Annotated in this window: 18 protein-coding genes; 10 read left to right on the forward strand and 8 right to left on the reverse strand. The window is 72.4% G+C overall.

Translation table 11 applies throughout. The features are described from left to right. Positions 1 to 3: 3 nt before the first annotated feature. The 4 genes from OJ997_RS07620 to OJ997_RS07635 all read right to left on the reverse strand — a co-directional run bounded on the left by OJ997_RS07620 (position 4) and on the right by OJ997_RS07635 (position 4,682). Positions 4 to 192, reverse strand: coding sequence for a hypothetical protein (locus tag OJ997_RS07620; RefSeq protein ID WP_270024472.1), 189 nt, complete (start codon positions 190 to 192; stop codon positions 4 to 6). 5 nt (positions 193 to 197) lie between these two features. Continuing rightward, positions 198 to 1,709, reverse strand: coding sequence for a carboxyl transferase domain-containing protein (locus OJ997_RS07625; protein ID WP_372517877.1), 1,512 nt, complete (start codon positions 1,707 to 1,709; stop codon positions 198 to 200). A gap of 76 nt (positions 1,710 to 1,785) precedes the next feature. After that, positions 1,786 to 3,537: an acetyl/propionyl/methylcrotonyl-CoA carboxylase subunit alpha gene (locus tag OJ997_RS07630; protein ID WP_270024474.1), complete on the reverse strand. Its 1,752-nt coding sequence runs from the start codon at positions 3,535 to 3,537 to the stop codon at positions 1,786 to 1,788. A gap of 11 nt (positions 3,538 to 3,548) precedes the next feature. Further along, positions 3,549 to 4,682 carry an acyl-CoA dehydrogenase family protein gene (locus OJ997_RS07635; RefSeq protein ID WP_270024475.1) on the reverse strand — a complete coding sequence of 378 codons (1,134 nt, stop codon included), beginning with the start codon at positions 4,680 to 4,682 and terminating at the stop codon, positions 3,549 to 3,551. A gap of 30 nt (positions 4,683 to 4,712) precedes the next feature. Between OJ997_RS07635 and OJ997_RS07640 the strand changes: the two genes are divergently transcribed. After that, on the forward strand, positions 4,713 to 5,270 hold the full coding sequence (locus OJ997_RS07640) for a TetR/AcrR family transcriptional regulator (protein ID WP_270024476.1): 558 nt from the start codon (positions 4,713 to 4,715) through the stop codon (positions 5,268 to 5,270). Then, positions 5,267 to 5,746 carry a GNAT family N-acetyltransferase gene (locus tag OJ997_RS07645; protein ID WP_270024477.1) on the forward strand — a complete coding sequence of 160 codons (480 nt, stop codon included), beginning with the start codon at positions 5,267 to 5,269 and terminating at the stop codon, positions 5,744 to 5,746. The genes OJ997_RS07640 and OJ997_RS07645 overlap by 4 nt, the downstream gene beginning before the upstream one ends. Here OJ997_RS07645 and OJ997_RS07650 read toward each other — a convergent pair. After that, entirely contained in the window at positions 5,715 to 8,633 is a 2,919-nt protein-coding gene (locus OJ997_RS07650; protein WP_270024478.1) for a M14 family zinc carboxypeptidase, read from the reverse strand. The two genes, OJ997_RS07645 and OJ997_RS07650, sit on opposite strands and share 32 nt — an antisense overlap. 136 nt (positions 8,634 to 8,769) lie before the next feature. Between OJ997_RS07650 and OJ997_RS07655 the strand changes: the two genes are divergently transcribed. Then, the gene (locus OJ997_RS07655) at positions 8,770 to 10,572 is read left to right on the forward strand and encodes an AMP-dependent synthetase/ligase (protein WP_270024479.1); all 1,803 of its coding nucleotides are present in this window, start codon (positions 8,770 to 8,772) and stop codon (positions 10,570 to 10,572) included. Here the strand turns inward: OJ997_RS07655 and OJ997_RS07660 are convergent. The 3 genes from OJ997_RS07660 to tcuA all read right to left on the reverse strand — a co-directional run bounded on the left by OJ997_RS07660 (position 10,558) and on the right by tcuA (position 15,337). Next, positions 10,558 to 13,428: a helix-turn-helix transcriptional regulator gene (locus OJ997_RS07660; RefSeq protein WP_270024480.1), complete on the reverse strand. Its 2,871-nt coding sequence runs from the start codon at positions 13,426 to 13,428 to the stop codon at positions 10,558 to 10,560. The two genes, OJ997_RS07655 and OJ997_RS07660, sit on opposite strands and share 15 nt — an antisense overlap. Positions 13,429 to 13,510: 82 nt before the next feature. Then, on the reverse strand, positions 13,511 to 13,810 hold the full coding sequence (locus OJ997_RS07665; RefSeq protein WP_270024481.1) for a DUF4242 domain-containing protein: 300 nt from the start codon (positions 13,808 to 13,810) through the stop codon (positions 13,511 to 13,513). 66 nt (positions 13,811 to 13,876) lie between these two features. After that, complete coding sequence (tcuA, locus tag OJ997_RS07670) at positions 13,877 to 15,337, reverse strand: FAD-dependent tricarballylate dehydrogenase TcuA (RefSeq protein WP_270024482.1); 1,461 nt, start codon at positions 15,335 to 15,337, stop codon at positions 13,877 to 13,879. A gap of 60 nt (positions 15,338 to 15,397) precedes the next feature. Between tcuA and OJ997_RS07675 the strand changes: the two genes are divergently transcribed. The 7 genes from OJ997_RS07675 (at position 15,398) to OJ997_RS07705 (ending at position 22,895) form a co-directional block, all read left to right on the forward strand. Then, on the forward strand, positions 15,398 to 16,528 hold the full coding sequence (locus OJ997_RS07675; protein ID WP_270024483.1) for an MFS transporter: 1,131 nt from the start codon (positions 15,398 to 15,400) through the stop codon (positions 16,526 to 16,528). 73 nt (positions 16,529 to 16,601) lie between these two features. Continuing rightward, positions 16,602 to 18,320, forward strand: coding sequence for a putative bifunctional diguanylate cyclase/phosphodiesterase (locus tag OJ997_RS07680; protein ID WP_270024484.1), 1,719 nt, complete (start codon positions 16,602 to 16,604; stop codon positions 18,318 to 18,320). Positions 18,321 to 18,359: 39 nt separating this feature from the next. Continuing rightward, complete coding sequence (locus tag OJ997_RS07685; protein ID WP_270024485.1) at positions 18,360 to 19,118, forward strand: ABC transporter ATP-binding protein; 759 nt, start codon at positions 18,360 to 18,362, stop codon at positions 19,116 to 19,118. Further along, positions 19,115 to 19,819 (forward strand): ABC transporter ATP-binding protein, encoded by a 705-nt coding sequence (locus OJ997_RS07690; protein WP_270024486.1) that lies wholly within the window; start codon positions 19,115 to 19,117, stop codon positions 19,817 to 19,819. Before OJ997_RS07685 ends, OJ997_RS07690 begins: the two co-directional genes overlap by 4 nt. 1 nt (position 19,820) lies before the next feature. Beyond that, complete coding sequence (locus OJ997_RS07695; protein WP_270024487.1) at positions 19,821 to 20,702, forward strand: branched-chain amino acid ABC transporter permease; 882 nt, start codon at positions 19,821 to 19,823, stop codon at positions 20,700 to 20,702. Next, positions 20,699 to 21,712 carry a branched-chain amino acid ABC transporter permease gene (locus tag OJ997_RS07700; RefSeq protein WP_270024488.1) on the forward strand — a complete coding sequence of 338 codons (1,014 nt, stop codon included), beginning with the start codon at positions 20,699 to 20,701 and terminating at the stop codon, positions 21,710 to 21,712. The genes OJ997_RS07695 and OJ997_RS07700 overlap by 4 nt, the downstream gene beginning before the upstream one ends. Further along, positions 21,648 to 22,895: an ABC transporter substrate-binding protein gene (locus OJ997_RS07705; protein WP_270024489.1), complete on the forward strand. Its 1,248-nt coding sequence runs from the start codon at positions 21,648 to 21,650 to the stop codon at positions 22,893 to 22,895. Before OJ997_RS07700 ends, OJ997_RS07705 begins: the two co-directional genes overlap by 65 nt. Positions 22,896 to 22,898: the final 3 nt, after the last annotated feature.

Genomic DNA, 22,898 nt, shown 5'->3' on the forward strand with positions numbered 1-22,898 from the left:
GGCTCACGTGACGTCGTAGCCCGCCAGGTCCAGGCAGACCAGGCAATACGGCCACGGCGGGTTCCACGGCCAGCCGGTGACGTCCTTGCCGCACAGGGCGGTGTCGGGGTCGTCCTCGGGGACGATGTGGCAGATCTTCTCGCCGTCGTGCGTCGGGCCGTCCGTCTTGTGCTTCTCGGGGGCGAGGGCCATCGCGCCTACATCCTAAAGACGCCGTAGCCGACGTCGCGCAGCGGCGCGCCCGCGGTGGCGCCGAGGGCGAGACCGAGCACGTCGCGGGTGTCGCGGGGATCGATCACCCCATCGTCCCACAGCCGCGCGGTCGCGTAGTACGGGTGGCCCTGGTCCTCGTACTGGTCGCGCAGGGAGGCGCCGACCTCGGGCTGGCCGACGGTCTCCATGACGGTCGCGGCCTGCTGGCCGCCCATCACGGAGATGCGGGCGTTCGGCCACATGAACAGGAAGCGGGGCGAGTAGGCGCGGCCGCACATGCCGTAGTTGCCGGCGCCGAACGAGCCGCCGACGATCACGGTGAGCTTCGGGACCCGCGCGCACGAGACGGCCGTGACCATCTTCGCGCCGTGCTTGGCGATGCCGCCCGCCTCGTACTCCTTGCCGACCATGAAGCCGCTGATGTTCTGGAGGAAGAGCAGCGGGATCTTGCGCCGGTCGCACAGCTCGATGAAGTGCGCGCCCTTCAGGGCCGACTCGCTGAACAGGATCCCGTTGTTGGCGAGGATCCCGACCGGGTGGCCGTGGATGTGCGCGAAGCCGGTGACGAGCGTCGTGCCGTAGAGCGCCTTGAACTCGTGGAAGCGCGAGCCGTCGACGATCCGCGCGATCAGCTCGTGCGGGTCGTAGGGCTTGCGGACGTCGGCGGGCACGACGTCGAACAGCGAGTCGGCGTCGAAGTGCGGCGCCTCCACCGGGATCCGCTCCCAGGGCGCGGGCGACGGGGCCGGGAGCGTGGCCACGATGTCGCGGACGATCGCGAGCGCGTGGGCGTCGTCGTCGGCGAGATGGTCGGTCACGCCGGACGTGCGCGAGTGCAGGTCTCCCCCGCCCAGCTCCTCCGCGGTGACCTCCTCGCCGGTCGCGGCCTTCACGAGCGGCGGGCCGCCGAGGAAGATCGTGCCCTGCTCGCGGACGATCACGCACTCGTCGCTCATCGCCGGCACGTAGGCGCCGCCGGCGGTGCACGAGCCCATCACGGCGGCGATCTGCGGGATGCCGCGCTCGGACATCGTCGCCTGGTTGAAGAAGATCCGGCCGAAGTGCTCGCGGTCCGGGAACACCTCGTCCTGGAGCGGCAGGAACGCGCCGCCGGAGTCCACGAGATAGATGCACGGCAACGCGTTCTGGAGCGCGATCTCCTGCGCCCGTAGGTGCTTCTTGACCGTCATCGGGTAGTAGGTGCCGCCCTTGACGGTCGCGTCGTTGGCGACGATCACGCACTCGCGCCCGCTCACCCGGCCGACGCCGGTGATCATCCCCGCGCCGGGCGCGTCACCGTCGTACATCCCGTGCGCGGCGAGCGGCGAGAGCTCCAGGAACGGCGCGCCGTGGTCCAGCAACCGGTCCACGCGCTCGCGCGGGAGCAGCTTCCCGCGCGACGTGTGCCGCGCGCGGGCCTTCTCGCCCCCGCCCAGCCGCACGCGCTCGAGCTGCGCGTTGAGGTCGTCGACCAGCTCTTGATGCGTCACCGCCACGCCTCCTTCCCTGCCACGTCGCAGGACCGAGCCGCCAGGCGAGAGCCTGCCGAAGAATGCGAGCGCGCAGCGCGAGTCATTCGACCACCGCCACGATCTCGTCCCGCGCCACCTTGTCCCCGACCTTGACGTCGAGCTTCGTCACCGTGCCGTCCGAGGGCGCGTTGAGCGCGAGCTCCATCTTCATCGACTCGAGCACGACCACCGGCTCGCCCGCCTTGACCTCGTCGCCCACTTTGCGCGGCACGAGCAGCACGGACCCGGGCATCGGCGCCCGCAGCTCCCCGTCACCGACCGCGTGATGGAGCTCATCGGCGCTCGGCTCGGTGACGTGCCACGCCCACCCGTCGTGCGCGATCCACTCACCCGAACACAACATAAAGGGGTCAGACCCCTTAAGGTTATGTTCGATCGCGATCGGGTCTCCGCCGTTGACCGAAAGGGTCCAGTAGGACGGGGCGCGGACGCCGCCCAGGCGCCAGCCGTCCACCCGCTGCCAAGGGTCGTCGCCGCGCTGGATCAGCTGCGCCGAGGCCCAGGCCACGGCGACCTCCTCGTCGGTGAGCGGCGGCTCCGGAGGGTCGAGGGTGCCGATGAGGCTCGTGGTCAGCTCGCCGGCGCGGACGTCGTCGCGGGCGAGCAGGGACCGCAGGAAGCCGACATTGGTCTCCAGACCGAGGATCGCGGTCTGCGAGAGCGCGCGGTCCAGGCGGGCGATCGCGGTCTCGCGGTCCGGCCCGTGGGCGATGACCTTGGCGATCATGGAGTCGTAGTCCGTGCCGACGACGCTGCCCGTCTCGACCGCCGCGTCCACGCGGACGCCGTCCGGGAAGGCGGCCAGCAGGACGGGACCGGCCGACGGGAAGAACCGCAGGTCCTCCGCGTTCACGCGCGCCTCGATCGCGTGCCCGGTCAGAGACACCTCGATGTCCAGCGGCTCCCCCGCCGCGACCCGGAGCTGCAGCTCGACCAGGTCCAGGCCGGTGACCAGCTCGGTGACCGGGTGCTCGACCTGGAGCCGCGCGTTCATCTCGAGGAAGAAATGCTGGGAGGGATCGTCGGCGTCGGCGATGAACTCGACCGTCCCCGCGCCCACGTAGCCCGCCGCCTGCGCCAAGGACACGGCCTCCTCGCCCAGACGCGAGCGCAGCGCGGCGTCCACGACCGGCGACGGCGACTCCTCGATCACCTTCTGGTGCCGGCGCTGCAGGGAGCACTCGCGCTCCCCCAGCGAGATCACCTTCCCGTGCGTGTCGCCGAGGACCTGGACCTCGATGTGCCGGGCGCGCGGGAGGTAGCGCTCGAGGAAGACGCGGTCGTCGCCGAAGCCCGCGGCGGCCTCGCGGCTGGCGGCGGCCATCGCTTCCGGGAGGTCCTCCGGGCGCTCGACGACGCGCATACCGCGCCCGCCGCCACCCGCCGCCGCCTTGACCAGCACGGGGTACTCGGCCGTCTCGGGCGTGTAGGTGGGCACCGTGGGCACGCCGGCGCGGTCCGCCGCCTCCTTCGCCCGCACCTTGTCGCCCATCAGCTCGATCGCGTCGGCCGACGGCCCGATGAACACGACGCCCATCTCTTCGCACGCCCGCGCGAACGCCGGGTTCTCGCTCAGGAACCCGTAGCCCGGATGCACGGCGTCCACGCGCGCGGCGGCGACCATGATCTCGTCGATCGCGAGGTAGGACGACACCAGCTCGGCCTCGTCGGCCTCGCGGACGTGCGGCGCGTCGCGGTCGGCCTCGGTGTAGATCGCCAGCGAGCGGATGCCGAGCCCGTGCAGCGTGCGCAGCACCCGGCGGGCGATCTCGCCGCGGTTGGCGACGAGCACGGAGTCGAACATCAGGCGCCCAGCGCGCGGGCGATGACCATCTGCTGCACCTCGTCGGTGCCCTCGCCGATGGTGAGGATCTTCGCGTCCCGGTACATGCGGCAGACCGGGTACTCCTCGATGTAGCCGTAGCCGCCGTGGATCTGCACGGCCTCCTCGGCGCAGCGCACCGCCAGCCGCCCCGTCTTGAGCTTGGCCTGGGCCGCGGTCAGCGTGAAGTTCTTGCCCTGATCCTTGAGCCACGCCGCCTTGTAGACGAGGAACCGCGCGGCCTCGATCTCCGTCGCCATGTCGGCGAGCTTGCCCTGGATCGCCTGGAACTTGGAGATCGGCTTGCCGAACGCGCGCCGCTCCTTCGCGTAGGCCAGCGCCTGGTCGAGCGCGCCCTGCGCCAGGCCGACGCCCATCGCCGCGACGCCGATCCGCCCGATGTCCAGCACGTGCAGGAACTGCTTGAAGCCGCCGCCGCGCGGGCCGAGCAGGTTCGCCTCCGGCACGACGCAGTCCTCGAACGTCAGCGGCCGCGTGTCCGAGGCGTTCCAGCCCATCTTGCGGTACGGCTCACCCTGCTCGTAGCCCGGCGTGCCGTTCGGGACGATCAGGTTGGAGATCTCGTCCTCGCCGGTCTTGGCCGTGATGCAGACCACGCCGGAGATGTCCGTGCCCGCGTTGGTGATGAACTGCTTGGTGCCGTTGATCGTCCAGCCGTCGTCGCCCAGCGAGGCGCGCGTGCGCACGTTGCCTGCGTCCGAGCCCGCCTCCGGCTCGGTCAGGCCGAACGCGCCGAGGATCTCGCCGGAAGTCAGCTTCGGCAGCCACTCCTGCTTCTGCTCCTCGGTCCCGAACAGGTAGATCGGCTGGGTCCCCAAAGACGTGTGGGCACAAAGCGTGATCGCCACCGACGAGTCCACGCGCGTGAGCTCCTCGACCGCCAGCGCGTAGGCGAGCGAGTCCGCCCCGGCTCCGCCGTACTCCTCCGGGAACGGGATCCCCATCAGCCCGAGCTCCCCGAGCTGCTTGACGATCGCGTACGGGAACGCCTTCGTGCGATCGAGCTCCTCCGCAACCGGAGCGACCTCCTGCTCCGCGAAGTCGCGCACGGTGCGCCGGATCAGCTCGTGGTCGTCGGGGAGATCGAAGTTCATGTACAACTTATACCGAACGCCCGTTACAAAATGTCGACCGCCCGCAGAGAGAAATACGACCGCCGCCAGCGCGAGGTCGTCAGCATCGCCGCCGCCCTGTTCGCGCGCCGCGGCTTCCAGGCCACGACGATGGACGAGCTCAGCGACGCGACCGGCCTGCGGTCCGGCGGGCTGTACCACTACATCGGCTCCAAGCAGGCGCTGCTCTTCCAGATCTTCGGCGAGCTGATGGACCCGCTGCTCGAGCAGGCCTCGGCCATCGACACGGGCACGCCGGAGGAGCAGCTGCGCGAGCTGGTGCGCGTGTGGGTGCGGCACATCGAGGGGCACCTGGACCACATGGCCGTCTTCGCGCAGGAGCGTCACTCGATCGAGCACGCGCCCGAGTGGGAGCAGGTGCGCGCGAGCCGCGACGCGTTCGAGGCGATCCTCGCCCGCCGCCTCGCCGACGTCGGCATCACCGACCGACTGCAGCACTTCGCGCTGCTCGGCATGGTGAACCACACCGCCACCTGGCTCAAGCCCAGTGGCCGGCTGACGGCGGACCAGATCGCGGACGGCTACTGCGACATGATCCTGCGCACGTGATCCGCTCCGCCCGTCGCAAGGACGCAAAGGCGCTACGCCGGCTCGACCGTGAGGTCTGGTCGTGGCTGCACTCTCCGGTCGAGCCGCGCGACGTCCCGTTCGACATCGAAGGCGTCCTCGTCTACGAGCTCGACGGCGAGATCGCGGGCTACGTGAAGGTCGGCGAGCCGTGGGCGATCGACTCGGTGCGCCACGTGCGCCAGATCTTGGGCCTCGCGGTCGACGCGCGCTTCCACCGCCGCGGCATCGCCACAGGGCTGCTCGAGACCGCGATCATCCTCGCGCGCAAGGAAGGCGCGCGCAAGCTCATCCTGCGCGTGCTCGGCCACAACGCGCCGGCCCGCGAGCTCTACGCCGCGTGCGGCTTCGAGATCGAGGGCGTCCTGCGCGACTTCTTCCTCATCGAGGGGCGCTACGTGGACGATGTGATGATGAGCCTGGACCTCACAGCCGGCGGCTCGTCAGCGTCGTCGTGACGCCCTCGGCCACGAGCTTCACCCGATACTCGCCACGGGCCTTCGCGCGGAGCGTGAACGAACCGGTCGCGCGCTTGATCACCGTGTTCCCGCGCAGCACGGTCAGCTTCGCCGGGCCACCCGTGTAGGCGACCTTCAAGGCGCGGTTGGCGGTGCCGCCGAACACGGGCGACGAGAGCTTGAAGGCCTTCACGCCGTCGCAGGCCGCACCGCGCTCGAACGCGCTCAGCACGCGGAACTTGCCGCCGGACCGCCGCAGGGCGATCGGTGTGCCCGCGCCGCGCACCACGTAGTAGCCGTCCTTCGCGGCCTTGCTCCAGCGGTTCGGGAAGCGCGCGACCAGCTTCTCGCCCGATACCGTCCGGCCGCTCGCGATCCGGAAGAGCGAGGCGGTCCCGCCCACGGTGAGCCCGCGCCCGCTCGGCTTGACCGCGACCGACGAGGCCTTCGCGCACGGCGTGGTCGGCACCGGCGGCTTGTCCTCGACGAACACCTTCGACTGCAGCGCCGGGCACGGCGAGACCGCCAGCACCTGCCCACGGTCGACCACGACCTCCGACGTCTTGACCACCGCGCCGCCCACCTCGCACGTCAGCGTGTAACGCTCGACCGCCCCCGGCTGGTAGGGCTCGGGCGCCGTGTAGGTGACCGTCGCGGTGTAGCTCTCCAGCGCCGCGTAGTTCGCCACCCGCAGCACGTACGCGCCCGCCGGCTGCGCGACCGTGACCTGCTCGAAGTCCGTCGTCGCCTGGCCGGAGCTGCCGACGCTCGGATCGCCCGAGTCCACCGTGCCGTTGGCGTTCGTGTCGGCGAAGACCTCGATGTCCCAGTCGCTGACGGGCGTCGCCCACTGCACGCGGAAGACCGCGCTCGCGTTGTTCCCACCCGCGGGGACGGTGAACGCGTGGTCGGCGTACGCGCCCACAGCGGTGCTGGTCGGCCCGCCGGCCGCGTTCTGCGGGGCGCTCGGCGGCCCGGTCTGCGGCGAGCCCGTCGCCTTGGCCACGATCGGCCGCGTGGACGGGTTCACGTGCCAGCGGAACGTGCCGCTCGCGCCGACGTCCAGCGTCGTCTCCAGGTGGTCGTCGACCTGCGAGGCGCCCTGGAAGGTGTCGGTCTTGAAGGACTTGGTCAGCCGCAGCGTCGCGCCCGCCGGCGCCGTGCCCTCCAGCACCGAGTGTCGCGCCGTGTCGATCGTGCTCTCGGCGGCGAGGTAGTACGCCTCGCGATTGCCCTTGCCGTCGTAGCCGCCGTGGTCGGCCTGCGCGCTCGTGCCGTCCCACTCCTTGGCCATCGTCGCGTAGCGCGGGTGGAAGGCCGGGTCGTCGCAGTCGCCGGTGTCGTAGTTCGGCGCGCCGCAGTAGAGCTCGAACGTGAACCCGTAGCCGCCGGTGGCGTTGTAGCTCCAGTCCTCGGTCGTGCCCGTCGTGTCGTAGAGCTCGTAGGACTTCTGCGAGAAGTAGCCGTTCTCGCGCGCCATGTCGTCGCCGAGGGCCTTGTAGCCGCGGTGCTCGTCGATCGGATCGCCGGCCGCCGCCAGGCCCGGCGCGCGCAGCACGAGCCCCGCCGTGGTGTGGTTGGTGATCAGCGTCGTCACCTGGTTGCGGGTGACGAGCCACTGGATGTTGCGCGACTCGGGCTCTGAGAACGGCGCCGGGCCGCGGTAGGTCTGGGTCAGGGGGTTGCTGTCCGAGCCCGGGCCGCCCCAGAACTGCGCGTAGTTGCGGTTCGGGTCCACGCCGTTCTCGGCCAGCCCGAGCGAGATCGGGCAGAACGCGGTCTGCGTGTCCCCCACGCGGCAGTTCTTGCGCCGGTACTCCCCGGGCGAGCTGACGATGTAGATCGTGTCCTCGACGGCCTCGTCGCGGCCGTCGGCCATGCCGACGCTCCGCGAGCCCTCGAAGCCGTCCGGGTTGACGATCGGCACGACCAGGTTGCGGCTCTGCTGGACGATCCGCGTCGCTCGCGCGTCCCCCGCCTTGTAGCCGTTGATCAGCTCGTACGCCCACTCCATGGTCAGCTCGCCCGCCGGCCACTCGCGCGCGTGGTGCACGCCCATGTTCAGGAAGGAAGGCCGCCCGTCGTTGACCGCCACGTGCTCGGCGATATCGATCCCGAGCACCTCCTTGCCGCCCCACGTCTTGTTCGGCAGCGCGAAGAGCCGCACGAGATTCGGGTTCTGCGCCGCCAGCGTCTTGAGCTCGCTCTCGTAGTCGGCGAGCGTGCGGTAGCTCGTCCGGCCGCTGGGCAGCGTCGTGGCGACGGCGGGCGCGGCGGCGTCGCGCGCGGACTTGGCCACGAGGTCGCCGACCAGCACGCGCCACTCGAAGCCCGCGCTGCGCAGCGCGGCCTCGTCGGCCGCGCCGTGCAGGACGACGCCGAGCGACTCGCGGCCGCCGTGCTCGGTCATGTCCAGGCCGAGGGCGAGGAGCCGCGCCTTGTCCGCGCGCGTGGGCGTGCGCACGGAGACCAGTGAGGGCGCGTTCGCCCGTGCGGTCGCGGCGTCGCCGGTGAGCGGCGTGAAGTCCACGTCCAGCGCCGCGTCGGACGCGCCGCTGCGCCGGCACGCCTGGACGGTCAGGGTCGCGCGCTCCAGCGCCCAGCCCGTCGTGACCTCCCGCGCGTCGGCCGAGGCACCGGCGGCGACGAGCCCGTCGGCGCCGAACAGCGCGACGTCCCAGTCACCGCGATCGCCGTCGAGCCGCACCGTCACCTGGCCCGCGCCCGGCACGAGCACCGGCCGCGTGACCACGCCTGGCGCGCCGCGGCGCAGCGCCTGCTGGCACGGCGTCGCGGCGCTGCCGGTGGCGGTGACCCGTGTGTCGAGGACGGTCGAAGCGTCAGCCGTCTGCGGAACGGCGAGCGCGACCGCCGTCAAGGCGATCATGAAGCGACGAGACACAGCGGGCTCCCGAGTCGATGGCCTCCGGCGAGTACCCCGCCCTGTCACCCGACTAACACGCCGTCAAGCGGTGCATCGACCCTGTGCGCTTTTCACGCGTTCGAAGTAGGGTTGGCTCAACATGGCCGACACTGCCCAACGCTCATCCTCCGCCGACCTGCGCTCGCTCGGCGGCCTCGCGCTCGCCGCCGCCGACCGTCATTCGGGGGACGCGATGCGCGCTCCGGGCCGGCCCGCGCTCAGCTACGCCGACTTCGGCCTCGGGATCCGCGAGATCGCCGGCGGCCTCGCCTCCCTGGGCGTCGAGTCCGGCGACCCCGTCGCGATCCTGTGCGGGACGATCCCCGAGTGGACGCTCGCCGACTTCGGCGCGTTCTGCGCGGGCGCCGTCGTCGTGCCCGTCTACCACACCAACTCGCCCGAGGAATGCGAGTACGTGCTCCAGCACAGCGGCGCGAAGGTCGTGCTGCTGGAGGACGCGAGCCAGGCCGCGAAGATCGCGTCGGTCCGCGAGCAGCTGCCCGAGCTGGAGCACGTCGTCGTGCTCACCGGGGACGCCGAGGACGCGATCACGCTCGCCGACCTGCGGTCGCGCGGCGCCGAGACCGGCGACCAGGTCGCGCGCGAGCGCACCGCGGCCGTCGCCCCCGAGGACACGGCGACGATCGTCTACACGAGCGGCACGACCGGCCCGCCGAAGGGCTGCGTGCTCTCCCACGCGAACCTCCTGTACACGGCGGGCGCATACATCGACCGGCTCGAGCTGCGCGACAAGCCGCCGGTGATCTTCCAGTACCTGCCGCTCGCGCACGTGCTCGCGCGCATGGTCTCGTTCGTCACGCTGGACGTCGGCGGCACGCTCGCGTTCTGGGGCGGCGACACGAAGAACCTCGCGGCCGACATCGCCGAGGCCAAGCCGACGCACATCCCGACCGTCCCGCGCTTGCTCGAGAAGATCATGACCCGCGTGATCAGCACCGCGGAGTCCGCCGGCGGCGCCAAGGCAGCGATCTTCAAGCGCGCCCTGTCCACGGGTGAGACCGTGGCCAAGGCCAAGCGCGACGGCGGTTCGGTCAACCCCCTGGTCAAGGTCCAGGCGGCGCTCGGCCACAAGCTGGCCCTGTCGAAGGTCAAGAACGCGCTGGGGCCGAACGACCCGGTCTTGATCACCGGCGCGGCGCCGATCGGCGCCGAGGTGATCGAGTTCTTCTACGCGTGTGGCGTGCCGGTGCTCGAGGGCTACGGACTGACCGAGACGTGCGCGGCGGCGACGCTGAACACGCTGACCGAGGTGCAGGTCGGCTCGGTCGGGCGCCCGCTCTCCGGCGTCGAGGTCTCGCTCGGGGAGGACGGCGAGATCCTCGTGCGCGGCCCGCTCGTGTTCAAGGGCTACCACCGCAACGAGGACGCCACGGCGGCGATCATCGACCGCGAGGGCTGGCTGCATACGGGCGATCTCGGCGAGATCGTCGACGGCTACGTGCGCATCACGGGCCGCAAGAAGGACCTGATCATCACGTCCTCGGGCAAGAACGTCTCGCCGGAGATGCTCGAGTCGGCGCTGCGTGAGACGCGCTGGATCTCGCAGGCGATCGCGGCCGGCGACCGCCGCTCGTACCTGGTCGCGCTGGTGACGATCGACCCCGACGAGGCGCCCAAGCTCGCCGCTGAGCTCGGCGTGTCCGCCGACCCGGAGACGATGGCGCGCGACGAGAAGGTCCGCGAGCGCATCTGGGAGGACATCGACAAGATCAACCAGCGCTTCGCCCGGATCGAGCAGATCAAGCGCTTCGCGATCCTCCCGCGTGACCTCTCCCAGGAGGAGGGCGAGCTGACGCCGACGCTGAAGGTCAAGCGCTCGGTGGTCTACAACAAGTACGCGGGCGACGTCGACTCGCTGTACGAAGGCTCAACCACCGAGTAAGCCGAGCTCGGCGGCGCGGCTCGCGGCCTCGGTCCGCGTGCGGCAGCTGAGCTTGGCGAGGATGTTGCGGACGTGCATGTCGACCGTGCGCGGGCTGAGGAACAGCTCGCGCGCGATCTCGCGGTTGGTGCGCCCGAGCGAGACGAGCCGGGTGACCTCCAGCTCGCGGCGGGAGAGCCCAGCTGCGGCGTGCTGCTCGGCGGCGCGGCGGCCGAGCCGGCGCTCCAGCGGCTCCCCCAGGCGCTCGAACTCCGCGGTGGCGGCGGCGACCAGCGGGCGCGCATTGAGTCTGCGCGCGGTCCGGTAGCTCTCCTCCAGGCGCTGGAGCGCGAGCTCACGACGGCCGGCCGCGGCGAGCGCCACGCCCGCGCGCAACGCGATCTGCGCGCGCTCGAACGGCAGCTCGAGGTCGGCGTGCAGCTCGAGCGCGCGGCCGAGCTTGTCGGCGGCGGCGTCGGCCTCCCCCTCGGCGAGCGCGACCTCGGCCAGGGCGTGCGCGAGGGCGGCGAGCGCGTCCGCGTGGCCGGTCGCGGCGGCGATGCTCGACAGGGCGGCCGCGCACGCGCGCGCCCGGGCGAGATCGCCGTGCGCGACGAAGATCGCCGCAGCCGAGCGCAGGCCCCAGATCGCGTAGTGGTGGTCCTCGCTGCGCTCCCAGCGGGCCAGCACGGCGCGGGCGTGCTCGCTCGCGCTCGCCAGGTCGCCGGCCTGCGCCGCCGACCACGCGAGGACCGAGGCGCTGTCGACGCCCATCGAGACGACGTCCAGCCGGACCGAGGTCGTGCGGCAACGCATCAGCAGCGGCTCGGCGGCTTGCGTATCGCCGCGGAAGGCCAGGACGGAGCCGAGGATGCCGTCGGCGACGAGCGCGTCGTCCGCGCGGGCGGTGCCGGCGCCCAGCTCCTGGCAGAGCGTGGCGGCCTGGTCCCAGTCGCCGAGCTCGCGCAGGACGTAGGCCATGCAGCTCAGGCATGTCTGCTCCTGCCCGCTCGCGCCCGACACCTCGCAGAGGGCCACTGCCGCGCTGAGCGCCTCGCGCGCGCCGCCGTAGTCGGCCGCGGTCTCCATCGCGGTCGCGAGCCGCTGGTAGAGCTCGGCGGCCTCGGTCGTCAGCTCGTGCTCGAGCGCGAGCGCGAGCCCCGCGCGGATCGTCTCGACGCCCTCCGCGAACTCGCCGCGCTTGGCCCGCGCGACACCTTCGAGGCCGAGCGCGCGGGCGCGGAGGTCGCTGCGGCCGGCGCGCTCGCCGTCGGCCTGCGCGGTGCGCGCCAGCTCGGCCGCCTCGGCATGCCGGCCCGCGCTCTGCCCGTACGCGGCGAGCAGCAGCCGCTCGGCCGCGGCCTCGCCCGGGAGGTGCGCGAGGTCGAACGCGGCAGCCGCGCTGCGGCGCGTGAGCAGCGCGTGCTCGCGGTCGCCCTGGAGCTCGAACAGCCCGGCGAGCCGGCGCTCGGTGGTGGCGAGCGCGGCCACGGCCTCGGCGTCGGGCGTCTCCGCGCTGAGCCCGCCGATCACGCCCGCGCGGCGCACGGCGATCGCCTCCCGGAGCGCGCGCGTGGCCTCCGGCAGGTCACCGGCCAGCTCCGCCGACTGCGCGTAGACGTCGAGCGCGGCGAGCCGCTCCTCGGGACGCTCGCCGTCGGGCCACAGGTCCAGCGCCTGCAGGGCGGCCGCGGCGGCGTCGCGGTGCGCGTGCACGTAGGCGAGCTCGCGGGCGGAGGCCAGGAACGCGTCGAGGGCGCGCTCGCGGTCGCCGGCGGCGAGCCGATGGGCGGCGATCTCGCGGCTTGGGGCGCCGCCGAACTGGAGCGCGTCGGCGAACGCGGCGTGCAGGTCGCGGCGCCGCCGCCACGGGACGTCCTCGTAGATCGCGCCGTGCACGAGCGCGTGGCGGAAGGCGGCGTGACCCGGCCGGGACTCGACGATGAGCCCGGCCTCCAGCAGCTCGTCGAGGGCCGGCGCGAGGTCGAGCCGGAACTCCGGACCGACGACCGCCGCCGCCTCGGCCGCGGCGCGGCCCGCGTCGGACAGGCCCATCGTGCGCGCCAGCACCGCGTCGCGGATCGTCTCCGGGATCGGGACCTCGGTGTCGTGCAGCAGCTCGAGGCCGTCGGGGCCCGCGCTGAGGCGGTCGCCCGCCTGCAGGACCGCCGCGAGCTCCTGGATGAAGAACGGGATGCCCTGCGTGCGGTCGTACAGGGCCGCGGCGAGCGCCGGGGCGGGCGCGGCGCCGAGGGTGCGCTCGGCGAGCTCGCGGCTCGCCTGCGCGTCGAGCGGGCCGACCACGAGCTCGCGCAGCGTGCGGGCTCGGCGCAGGTCGGCGCGTAGTCGGCGCAGCGCGTGGCCGCGGCCGATCTCGTCCGAGCGGTACGTGGCCACGAGCAGGATCGGCAGCTCCTGGACCGGCGCGGCCAGCGCCGAGAGCAGCTCGAGCGTCGCGCCGTCGGACCACTGCAGGTCGTCGAGCAGGATCACGGCCGGGGCGACCGCGGCGAGGGCCGCGCGGATCGCCTCGAACATCGTCGCGCGGTCGCTCGTCTCCGCCGCCGGGCCCAGCTCGGGCAGCAGCCGCGCGAGGTGCGCGCGCAATGGCCCGCAGCCGTCCAGCGCGTCGGGAACGTCGCGCAGCCGCCACCGGAGGGCGGCCACGATCGGCCCGTACGGCGCGGCACCCGGGGGGAGAGCCGCGCCGCGCAGGACCGGTCCGCCGGCGAACGCGGATTCGGCCAGGTGGGTCTTGCCGACCCCGGCCTCGCCCGCCAGCAGCACGAGCGCGCCGCGTCCGGCGAGCGCCTCGTTCGCCGCCTCACCGAGCCAGGCGAGCTCGCGGCGGCGTCCAATCAACGGCTGGCTAGGCACGCGCAAACCCTACGCCCACGCCGACCAATCCGCGCGGGAGGTACGAGCCGCCAGGCGAGTACTCCCAGCAAAGCGCAAGCCGTTAGGCGAGGGCTTTGCCCGAGACTGGATCCGGGTTGACGATGACGGTGTCCGCGACGAGCGTGATCTCGTCGGCCGGCATGCCGGTGCGCTCGGCCTGCTCGCGGACCTTGGCCGCGCTCGTGCCCTCGTACAGGCACACGGTGCCGAGCTTGCCCGACTCCTCCTGGACGACGTAGGTGCGGATCCAGCGGACGTCCTCGGACATCTCCGCGCCCACCTCGGCGGAGCGGGCGGCGGTCTCTTGCAGCTCCTCGGGCGTACCCCAGAAGTCACGGCGGCGGATGGCGTAGAGGTTCATGCCGTCAACCATCTCGGGTCGTGGCCGCCGTAGCAGCGGCAGGATTGCCGTATTTTCGCCGCCGGGCTACGCCGTAGCGGCCGCGTAGCCGGCCCGGCGCCCGTACACGGTGCCCGCGGTGAGCCCCGATCCGCCGGGGTAGTTGTGGAAGAACAGCCCGCCGACGAGCTCCCCGCACGCGTGCAACCCCGGCATCGGCTTGCCGCTCAGGTCGAGCACCCGCGCCTGCTCGTCCACGCGCAGCCCGCCGAACGTGAACGTGATCCCGCACGTGACCGGGAAGGCGACGAACGGCGGCTCGGCGACCGGCAGCGCCCAGTTGGACTTGGGCACCGCGAGCCCGTCGGTGCGCAGCCCGTCCTTGATCGCGGGATCGAACGGCCCGCCGGTGATCGCGGCGTTGAAATCGCGCACCGTGCGCTCGAAGCGCTCACCGTCGATCCGCAGCGCGGCGGCCAACTCCCCCAGCGTCTCGGCCACGACGCGCGTGTTCCCGGGAGCGTCGTAGTCGATCCCGCGCAGCAGCTTCGCCGAGCGCGCGTCGAAGACCTGGAACGCGACGCCGTCGGGCTGGCGCAGCACCTCCGCGCCGTACTTGGCGTAGGTGTAGTTGCGGAAGTCCGCGCCCTCGTCGATGAAGCGCTCACCGTCGCGGTTCACGACGATCCCCACCGGATACGACTGGCGGGAGAAGCGGTTGGTGAGCTCCAGGTCGCCGGTCGGCGGCGCGCCCGCGTCCCACTGGATCGCGTGGCAGCCGCTCCAGTGCCCGTACGGCGCGGCGCCCGCGGCCAGCGCCGCCTCCAGCACCTCGCCGGTGTTGTGCGGCGTCCCGCGCACCTTGGCCACGTCCCAGTTCGGGCCGAGATAGCCCGCCCGTAGCCGCGGGTTGGACTCGAAGCCGCCCGCCGCGAGCACGACCGACCGCGCGCTCAGCGTCGCCCGCGAGCCATCCGGCCGGCGAATGACCAAACTTAAAGGACCTGGGGCTTTATCTTCGGCCAGCGACTCGACCGCGGCCTCGTGGCGGACCTCGATGCCGAAGCGCGCGGCCGCGGCGGCCTGCTGGTCGACCAGCCCGCGCCCGCCGTCCACGACGCCGACCGCGAGGCCGCCCCAGAACGTCCAGCGCCCGTCGGTCTCGTGGGCCTGGCGCTCGTACATGAGCCGGAAGCGCACGCCGCGGCCCGCGAGCCAGCGCAGCGCGTCACCCGAATCACCGACGAGCACGCGCGCCATGTCGGGGTCGCCGCGGCCGAGCGTGACGCGCTCCAGGTCGGCGGCGAAGTCCGTGTACGGCGGCAGGTCCGTGACGGCGTGGCGTTCGTCCTGCTCGACGAGATCCAGCACGTCCTCGAGGCCGCCGTGCGCCAGCCGCGTCGCGCCCGCCGTGAACGCCGAGTTCCCGCCCGACCACTCGCGCGCTGCCTTCTCCAGCACGAGCACCGACGCGCCGCGCTCACGCGCCGCCAGCGCCGCCGACATCCCGGCGTTGCCCGCCCCGACCACGATCACGTCCGCGTCCATCCCGACTGCCTTTACCCGGACATAACCGAGCCATAGCCGGCCGCTCCGAATATGGCCGCCATGCACCGCGCCCGTCCCTTCTTCGCCGCTCACCTCCAGAGCTCCCTGGGCACGGGCGCCGGCTACGTCGCGATCCTGCTGCTCGCCTACGAGGTGCTGGGCAGCGCGTGGGGCGCGACCGCGGTGCTGCTGGCCGACCTCGCCCCCGCGATGTTCCTCGGCCCGCTCCTGGGCGGCTTGATCGACCGCACGAGCCGGCTGGGCTGCGCGATCGCCGCCGACGTGCTCGGCGCGCTCGCCTTCGCCGGCCTCGCCTTCCTCCCGCACAGCACGGCTTCGCTCGTCGCGCTGGCGCTGCTGGCCGGCCTGAGCACCGCCCTCCTGCGCCCCGCGTCCTGCGCGCTGCTGCCCGCGCTCGTCACGCCCGACCAGCTGATGCGCGCGAACGGCGTCTTCGGGGCGATGCGGGAGATCGGGCAGCTGGCCGGACCGGCGCTCGCCGCCGGCGTCCTGCTCGTCGCCGAGCCGTCGGCGCTGCTGGCCCTCAACGCGCTCACCTTCGCCGTCTCGGCGCTGCTGCTCACCCGGCTGCGGCCGACGGCGACGACGAGCGCGGACGACCAGCCCGAGCGCGGCACCGCCGCCCTGCTGCGCGACCGCACCACCCGCACCCTCTTCGCCAGCTCCGGCGCCGTGATGCTCGTGGCGGGTACGACGAACGTGGCCGAGCTCGTCCTCGCCCGGGACGAGCTCGGCGCCGGCGGCAGCGGCTTCGCCCTGCTGGTCACCGCTTTCGGCTGCGGCATGCTCGCCGGCACCCTCACCCGCCCGCGCTATCTGCTCTCGATCGCGCTGCTCGCGGCCGGGCTGCTCGGCACGGCCGCCGCGCCGAACCTGCCACTCGCGATGCTCGCCTTCGCGGTCGCCGGCATCGGCAACGGCCTGTTCATCGTCACGGTCCGGCACCTCGTGCAGACGACCGTCCCCGAGCGCTCGCACGGCCGCGCGTTCGGCCTGCTCGACGCGCTCGACTCGTGGGCCTTCGGAGCAGCGATCCTCGCCGGCGGCGCGCTCGCCGCGAGCGTCGGCGGCCGCATGACCTTCGCGATCGCCGGCACGGGCGCCACGCTCGTGCTCATCGCCTCCCTCCGTCCGAAGGAGGTGAAGGCATGGGCCGCAAGTGGTAATTAGCGCGAACCTCGCGGTTCGCCCCCAAACCTCCCGCGCGCTGCGGATCCGGTCCGCTCGACCGATTCACCGGACAATGGTTCCGCACCGCCAGCTCGCCCGTGCCGCGATGATCGCGTCGGGCACCATCATCGCCGCCTACTGGGCGGCGTTGGTGTTTGGCGTGGAGAGCCCGCTGGTGACGCACTGGACGTACCTCGTCCTGCTGACCGTGCCGAGCCTCGCGGTCGTCGCCCGCGCGGTGCTCGTCGCGGACGACCGCCTGGCCTGGGGCGCGCTCGGCATCGGGCTCGTGGCCTGGAGCTTCGGCTCGATCTGGCAGGTGATCGGGAACCTGCACGGCGTCACGCTGACCTTCCCGAACGTCGCCGACGGCTTCTGGCTGGCGTCCTATCCGTTCGTCTTCGTCGCGTGCGGGCTGTTCGCGCGGCCGTGGCTGCGGCGCACGCCGAAGGCCGTGGCACTCGAGACGCTGGCGGTCGCGCTCGGCGCCACCGCGCTCGCCAGCGCCGCCGTCGTGCCGTGGGTGAACGAGAACGCGGGCGCGATGAGCGAGCTCGCGCGCGTCGTGAACCTCTATTACCCGCTCGCCGACTGCGGTCTGCTCGCCGTGGCGATCATCGGCGCCATCGTTGCCGGGCGCCGCGGAGCGCACACGTGGATGCTGCTCGCCGCCGGCGCGCTGGCCCTCGTGATCGGCGACGGCCTGTGGACGCTCGCCGCGGCCAACGGCACGTGGCAGCCCGTGATGGGCTCGAACGCGATCTTCCCGCTGTGGCCGGCGCTGGCGGCCGTCGCCGCGTGGCGGCCGAGGTCGGTCGCGCGCCCGAGCTTCTTCGGCGGCGGGGCCGGCACGCACGCCGCCGCGCTTATCGCCGCCTGCACCTCGATCGGCCTGCTGATCGCGAACGAGTGGCTTTCGATCCCGGCCGCGTCCGTGATCCTCGCCGCCCTCGGGGTGCTCGCGACCGCGCAGGGCACGGGCCGCGCGCTGGCCTTCAGCCTGCGCAACTCACTCGAGGTCGCCCGCGAGCGCGATCTCGTCGACGACGTCCGCGACGCGATGGACAACGGCGAGCTCGACCTGTACTTCCAGCCCTTGGTCAACGTCGCCGACGGCCAGGTCGTCGGCGCCGAGGCGCTGCTGCGCTGGCGCCGGCCGGACGGCGTCTTCGTCCCGCCCGACGCGTTCCTGCCCGCCGTCGAGCGCAGCGACCTGATGGGCCCCCTGACCGACTGGGTGATCGACCGCGCGCTGGCCGCGGCCTCGGGCTGGCACCGCTCGGGCCGGCGGATCGGGCTCAGCGTCAACCTCGCCACGGGCAACCTCACCGAGGCCGACCTGCCCGGACGCGTCCTCACCGCGCTGCGCCGCAACGAGTTCCCCGCCCACCGCCTCACGCTCGAGATCACCGAGACCGCCGCCGTCGAGGACAACGCGATGACCGGCCACGTGCTGCGCGCCCTGCGCGAGCTGGGCGTGGAGCTGTCCGTCGACGACTTCGGCACGGGGCACTCGTCGCTCATGCGCCTCGCCGACTTCCCCATCTCCGAGCTCAAGGTCGACCGCACGTTCGTGGCCGGCATGCACGACGCCGAGCGACCGATCGTCGCCACCTCGATCCAGCTCGGGCAGACGCTCGGGCTGCGCGTGGTGGCCGAGGGCGTCGAGGATCAGCGCACGCTCGACGCGCTGGAGGCGCTCGGCTGCGACCTCGCCCAGGGCTACTTCATCTCGCGCCCGCTGTCGGCGGTGGAGTTCGCCGGCTGGCTCAATCACCCCGCACTGGTCTAATCTCGCTCTCACAGGAGTACTGATCCTCGCGGAGGAGAGATGCTGGAGGTCGCCGGCCTGACCGTCCGCTTCGGCGGGCTCACCGCGCTCCACGATGTGGAGCTCACGGTCGAGCGCGGCCAGGTGTGCGGGCTCATCGGCCCCAACGGCGCCGGCAAGACCACCCTCTTCAACTGCGTCAGCCGCCTGGTGGAGCCGGCCCAGGGCTCGATCCGCTTCGACGGCGTCGAGCTGCTCGACCGCCGCCCGCACGAGATCGCCGGGCTCGGAATCGCGCGCACGTTCCAGCACCTCGCGCTCGTCCCGTCGCTGAGCGTGCGCGAGAACGTGATGCTCGGCGCGCACCATCGCGGCCGTTCCGGGTTCCTCGCCGCCGCCCTGCATCACCCGATGGTCCGCCGCGAGGAGCGGGCGATGACCACCGACGCGGAGGACGCGCTCGAGCGCGTCGGGCTCAGCCACCTCGCCGACCATCCCGCCGCCGGGCTCCCGTACGGGCAGCTCAAGCGGGTCGAGCTCGCCCGCGCGCTGTGCGAGACGCCGCGGCTGCTGTGCCTCGACGAGCCGGCCTCCGGCCTCAGCCACGGCGAGGTCGCCGAGCTGGCCGCGCTGCTCAAGCGCCTGGCGGCCGAGCTCGAGCTGACGCTGCTGCTGGTCGAGCACCACATGGCGCTCGTGATGCAGGTCTCCGACCAGGTCGTCGTGCTCGACTTCGGGCGGGTGATCGCCGCCGGCCCGCCGCGCGAGGTCCAGCAGGACGCGCGCGTGATCGAGGCCTACCTGGGTGCGGCGGCGTGAGCGCGCTGCTGGAGGTCGAAGGCGTGCACGCCGGCTACGGGCCGGTCAACGTGCTCGAGGACATCTCGCTGGAGGTGGGCGAAGGGCAGACCGTGGCACTGCTCGGGGCCAACGGCGCCGGCAAGACGACGACGCTGCGGGCGATCTCCGGCATGCTCAAGCCGCGCGGGCGCATCCGCATCGCCGGGCACGACGTCACCGGCCGCGCGACCGAGCGGATCGTCAAGCTCGGCGTCGCCCACGTGCCCGAGGGCCGCGGCACGTTCGCGCCGCTGACCGTCGAGGAGAACCTGCGGCTCGGCGCCTACGCGCGGCGCAACGGCGGCCCGGACCTGGAGCGCGCCTTCACGCTCTTCCCCCGCCTCGGCGAGCGCCGGCACCAGCGGGCCGGGACGCTCAGCGGCGGCGAGCAGCAGATGCTCGCGATCGCCCGCGCGCTGATGCTCCAGCCCCGGCTGATGCTGCTCGACGAGCCGTCGCTCGGCCTGGCGCCGAACCTCACGCGCGAGCTGTTCAAGGTGCTGCGCCAGGTCAAGGAGGACGAGGGCACGGCGATGCTCGTCGTCGAGCAGAACGCGAACCTCGTGCTCGAGTTCGCGGACGCCGCGCACGTGCTGGAGACCGGCCGGATCGTGCTCTCCGGCACCGCCGACGAGGTGTCGGCGGACGAGTCGATGCGCAAGGCCTACCTGGGCTACTGACGTGGAGCGCTTCGTCGAGACCCTGATCGACGGCATCGCCACGGGCTCGATCTATGGCGCGCTCGCCCTCGCGCTCGTACTGATCTACCGCTCGACCGGGATCGTCAACTTCGCCCAGGGTGAGCTCGCGATGTTCTCGACCTTCATCGCCTGGGGGCTCGTCGAGGCCGGGATCCCACTCGGCCTGGCGATCCTGCTCACGCTCGCGGTCTCGCTCGTGGGCGGGATGGTGATCGAGCGCGTGCTGATCCGGCCCGTCGAGGGCGGCCAGGAGCTGACGCTGGTGACGGTCACGCTCGGCCTGTTCATCCTCGTCAACGGGCTCGCGCGCTGGATCTGGGGCTCGACCAACCGCGGCTTCCCGAGCCTGTTCCCGGACGGCAGCGCCAACCTGGTCGGGATCGGCGTGGCCTGGGAGTCGCTCGGGCTCGTCGCGGTGCTGCTCGGCGTCGTCGGCGTGCTGTGGCTCGTGTTCCAGCACACGACGCTCGGCCTGGCGATGCGCGCCGCGGCCGTCGATCCGGCCGCGAGCCGGCTCGTCGGGATCCCGGTCGGCCGGATGCTGATGCTCGGCTGGGGCTTCGCCGCGGTGTGCGGCGCGCTGGCCGGCGTGCTCGTCGCGCCGCGCCTGTTCCTGGACCCGAACCTGATGGGCCCGGTGATCATCTACTCGTTCGCGGCGGCCACGCTCGGCGGGTTCGACTCGCCGTTCGGCGCCGTGCTGGGCGGCTGGATCATCGGCGTCGCCGAAGCGCTGGCCGGCGGCTACGTGGACTTCATCGGCCAGGACCTGAAGATCCTCGTCCCGCTGGGCGTGATCCTCGCCGTGCTGCTGATCCGGCCCCAGGGCCTGTTCGGCTCGCCGGAGGTGGCGCGGGCATGAGCCGCACGCGGATCGCCTGGATCGTCCTCCTCGTCCTCGCGATCCTCCTCCCCTTCTTCTTCAGCAGCTACCGCGTCACGCAGTTCACGCTCGTGCTGGCCTACGCCGTCGCCGCCCTCGGCCTGAACCTGCTGCTCGGCTACAGCGGCCAGATCTCGCTCGGGCACGGCGCGTTCTTCGCGCTCGGCGCCTACGTCACCGCGATCCTGGTCGCCAAGTCCGGCTGGCCGCACCTGGCGACGATCCCCGTCGCGGCCGCGATCTGCGCCGCCGCCGGGTTCGCCGTCGGCATCCCCGCGCTGCGCCTGCACGGGCTCTACCTCGCGCTCGTCACGCTCGGGCTCGCGGTCGCCACGCCGCAGCTGATCAAGCGCTTCGACGGGCTGACCGGCGGCACGCAGGGTCTCGCCGCGCCCTCGCCCAGTGTGCCTGGCTTCCTCGACTTCCTCGCCGACGACCAGTGGCTGTACCTGCTGAACCTCGCGATCCTCGTGCCGATGTTCGTGCTCGCCGCCGGGCTCGTCCGCGGCCGCGTCGGCCGCGCGCTCGTGACCGTGCGCGACAACCCGATCGCCGCCAAGACGTTCGGCGTGGACCTCGCCGCCTACAAGACGCGCGCGTTCGCCGTCAGCGCCGCCTACGCCGGCGTGGCGGGCTCGATGTTCACGATCACGGTCGGCTTCGTCGCGCCCGAGTCCTTCGGCTTCGCCCTCAGCTTCTCGTTCCTCGCGGCCGTCGTCGTCGGCGGCCTCGCCACCGTCGCCGGAGCGATCTTCGGCGCCCTGTTCATCGAATTCGTCCCCGTCTACGCCGCCGACGTCAACGAGGCGCTGGCCGCGGTCATCTACGGCGGGGTTCTGATCCTCTTCATGTACGTGCTGCCGACAGGTGTGGTCGGGCTGGCGCGCCGCGTCCGCCTGAGACCGAAACAGGAGGGAGAGCGTGATGCGGTGGTTGTCGATCGTGGCGTTGCTGGCGGCGGTGCTGGCGAGCGGGTGCGGGCGCAGTGATTCCGACGGCGGTGTCGGCGCGAACGCGGGCGGCGGTGAGGCGAAGGCTGCGCCCGGCATCACGGACCGCTCGATCAAGCTCGGCGGCTCGTACCCGTTCAGCGGGCCGGCGTCCGCGTACGCGAGCATCGCGCTCGGGGCGCAGGCGCGCTTCAAGGCCGAGAACGCCAAGGGCGGCGTCGACGGGCGCAAGATCGAGTTCGTCACGCTCGACGACGCCTACGAGCCGCAGCGCGCGATCACCAACGTGCGCCGACTGGTCGAGCAGGACCAGGTGTTCGCCCTCTTCAACACGCTCGGCACGCCGAACAACCTCGCGATCTGGGACTACGCGAACCAGAAGCAGGTCCCGCACGTGTACGTCGCCACCGGTGCCTCCGCCTGGGGCGCGGACATCGCCGCGCACCCGTACACGACGGGCTGGCAGCCCGACTACGTGTCCGAGGCGACGGCCTACGCCGAGTACCTGAAGGCGGAGAAGCCGGGCGCGAAGGTCGCGGCGCTGTTCCAGAACGACGGCTTCGGCTCGGACCTGCTCACCGGCTTCAAGAAGGCGCTCGAAGGCTCGGACATCGAGGTGATCGCCGAGGAGAGCTACGAGGTGACCGACCCGACGATCACGTCGCAGATGCGCAAGCTCGCGGCTTCGAAGGCGGACACGTTCCTGAACATCACGACGCCCAAGTTCTCCGCGCAGGCGATCGCGGCGATCGCCAAGAGCGACTGGAAGCCGCTGCACATCCTCAACAGCGTCGGCGCGTCCAAGAAGCTCGTCCTCGCTCCGGTCGGGCTCGAGAACGCCGAGGGGATCGTGTCGATGACCTACGTCAAAGACCCTGAGGATCCGCAGTGGGACAGCGATCCGGCGATGCAGGAGTACAAGGCGGGGATTGCGGAGCACGAGCCCAAGGCCGACCCGCAGGACACGTTCACGACCTACGGCTGGACCGCGGCCTCGACGATGATCGAGGCGCTGAAGGCGATGAAGGAGCCCACGCGCGAGGCGCTGATGGAGTCCGTGCGCACCATGGACCTCGAGCTCCCGATGCTCCTGCCCGGGGTCAAGGTCGTCATGAACGGCGAGCAGGACACGTACCCGATCCAGGCCGTCCAGATCATGCGCTTCGAGGACGGCAACTGGAAGCTGCAGGGTGACGTGATCCAGGCGGGAGGCGTCGAGTAGACC

It is taken from the genome of Solirubrobacter phytolaccae (assembly GCF_027587195.1).
In the GTDB taxonomy this organism is placed as follows: domain Bacteria; phylum Actinomycetota; class Thermoleophilia; order Solirubrobacterales; family Solirubrobacteraceae; genus Solirubrobacter; species Solirubrobacter phytolaccae.

Excerpts from the sequence above, each read along its gene's own strand:
- OJ997_RS07650 (WP_270024478.1), bottom strand. The coding sequence starts at position 8,633 with ATGATCGCCTTGACGGCGGTCGCGCTCGCCGTTCCGCAGACGGCTGAC.
- OJ997_RS07655 (WP_270024479.1), top strand. The coding sequence starts at position 8,770 with ATGGCCGACACTGCCCAACGCTCATCCTCCGCCGACCTGCGCTCGCTC.
- OJ997_RS07620 (WP_270024472.1), bottom strand. The coding sequence starts at position 192 with ATGGCCCTCGCCCCCGAGAAGCACAAGACGGACGGCCCGACGCACGAC.
- OJ997_RS07680 (WP_270024484.1), top strand. The coding sequence starts at position 16,602 with ATGGTTCCGCACCGCCAGCTCGCCCGTGCCGCGATGATCGCGTCGGGC.
- OJ997_RS07705 (WP_270024489.1), top strand. The coding sequence starts at position 21,648 with ATGCGGTGGTTGTCGATCGTGGCGTTGCTGGCGGCGGTGCTGGCGAGC.
- OJ997_RS07675 (WP_270024483.1), top strand. The coding sequence starts at position 15,398 with ATGCACCGCGCCCGTCCCTTCTTCGCCGCTCACCTCCAGAGCTCCCTG.
- OJ997_RS07665 (WP_270024481.1), bottom strand. The coding sequence starts at position 13,810 with ATGAACCTCTACGCCATCCGCCGCCGTGACTTCTGGGGTACGCCCGAG.
- OJ997_RS07700 (WP_270024488.1), top strand. The coding sequence starts at position 20,699 with ATGAGCCGCACGCGGATCGCCTGGATCGTCCTCCTCGTCCTCGCGATC.
- OJ997_RS07640 (WP_270024476.1), top strand. The coding sequence starts at position 4,713 with ATGTCGACCGCCCGCAGAGAGAAATACGACCGCCGCCAGCGCGAGGTC.
- tcuA (WP_270024482.1), bottom strand. The coding sequence starts at position 15,337 with ATGGACGCGGACGTGATCGTGGTCGGGGCGGGCAACGCCGGGATGTCG.
- OJ997_RS07685 (WP_270024485.1), top strand. The coding sequence starts at position 18,360 with ATGCTGGAGGTCGCCGGCCTGACCGTCCGCTTCGGCGGGCTCACCGCG.
- OJ997_RS07635 (WP_270024475.1), bottom strand. The coding sequence starts at position 4,682 with ATGAACTTCGATCTCCCCGACGACCACGAGCTGATCCGGCGCACCGTG.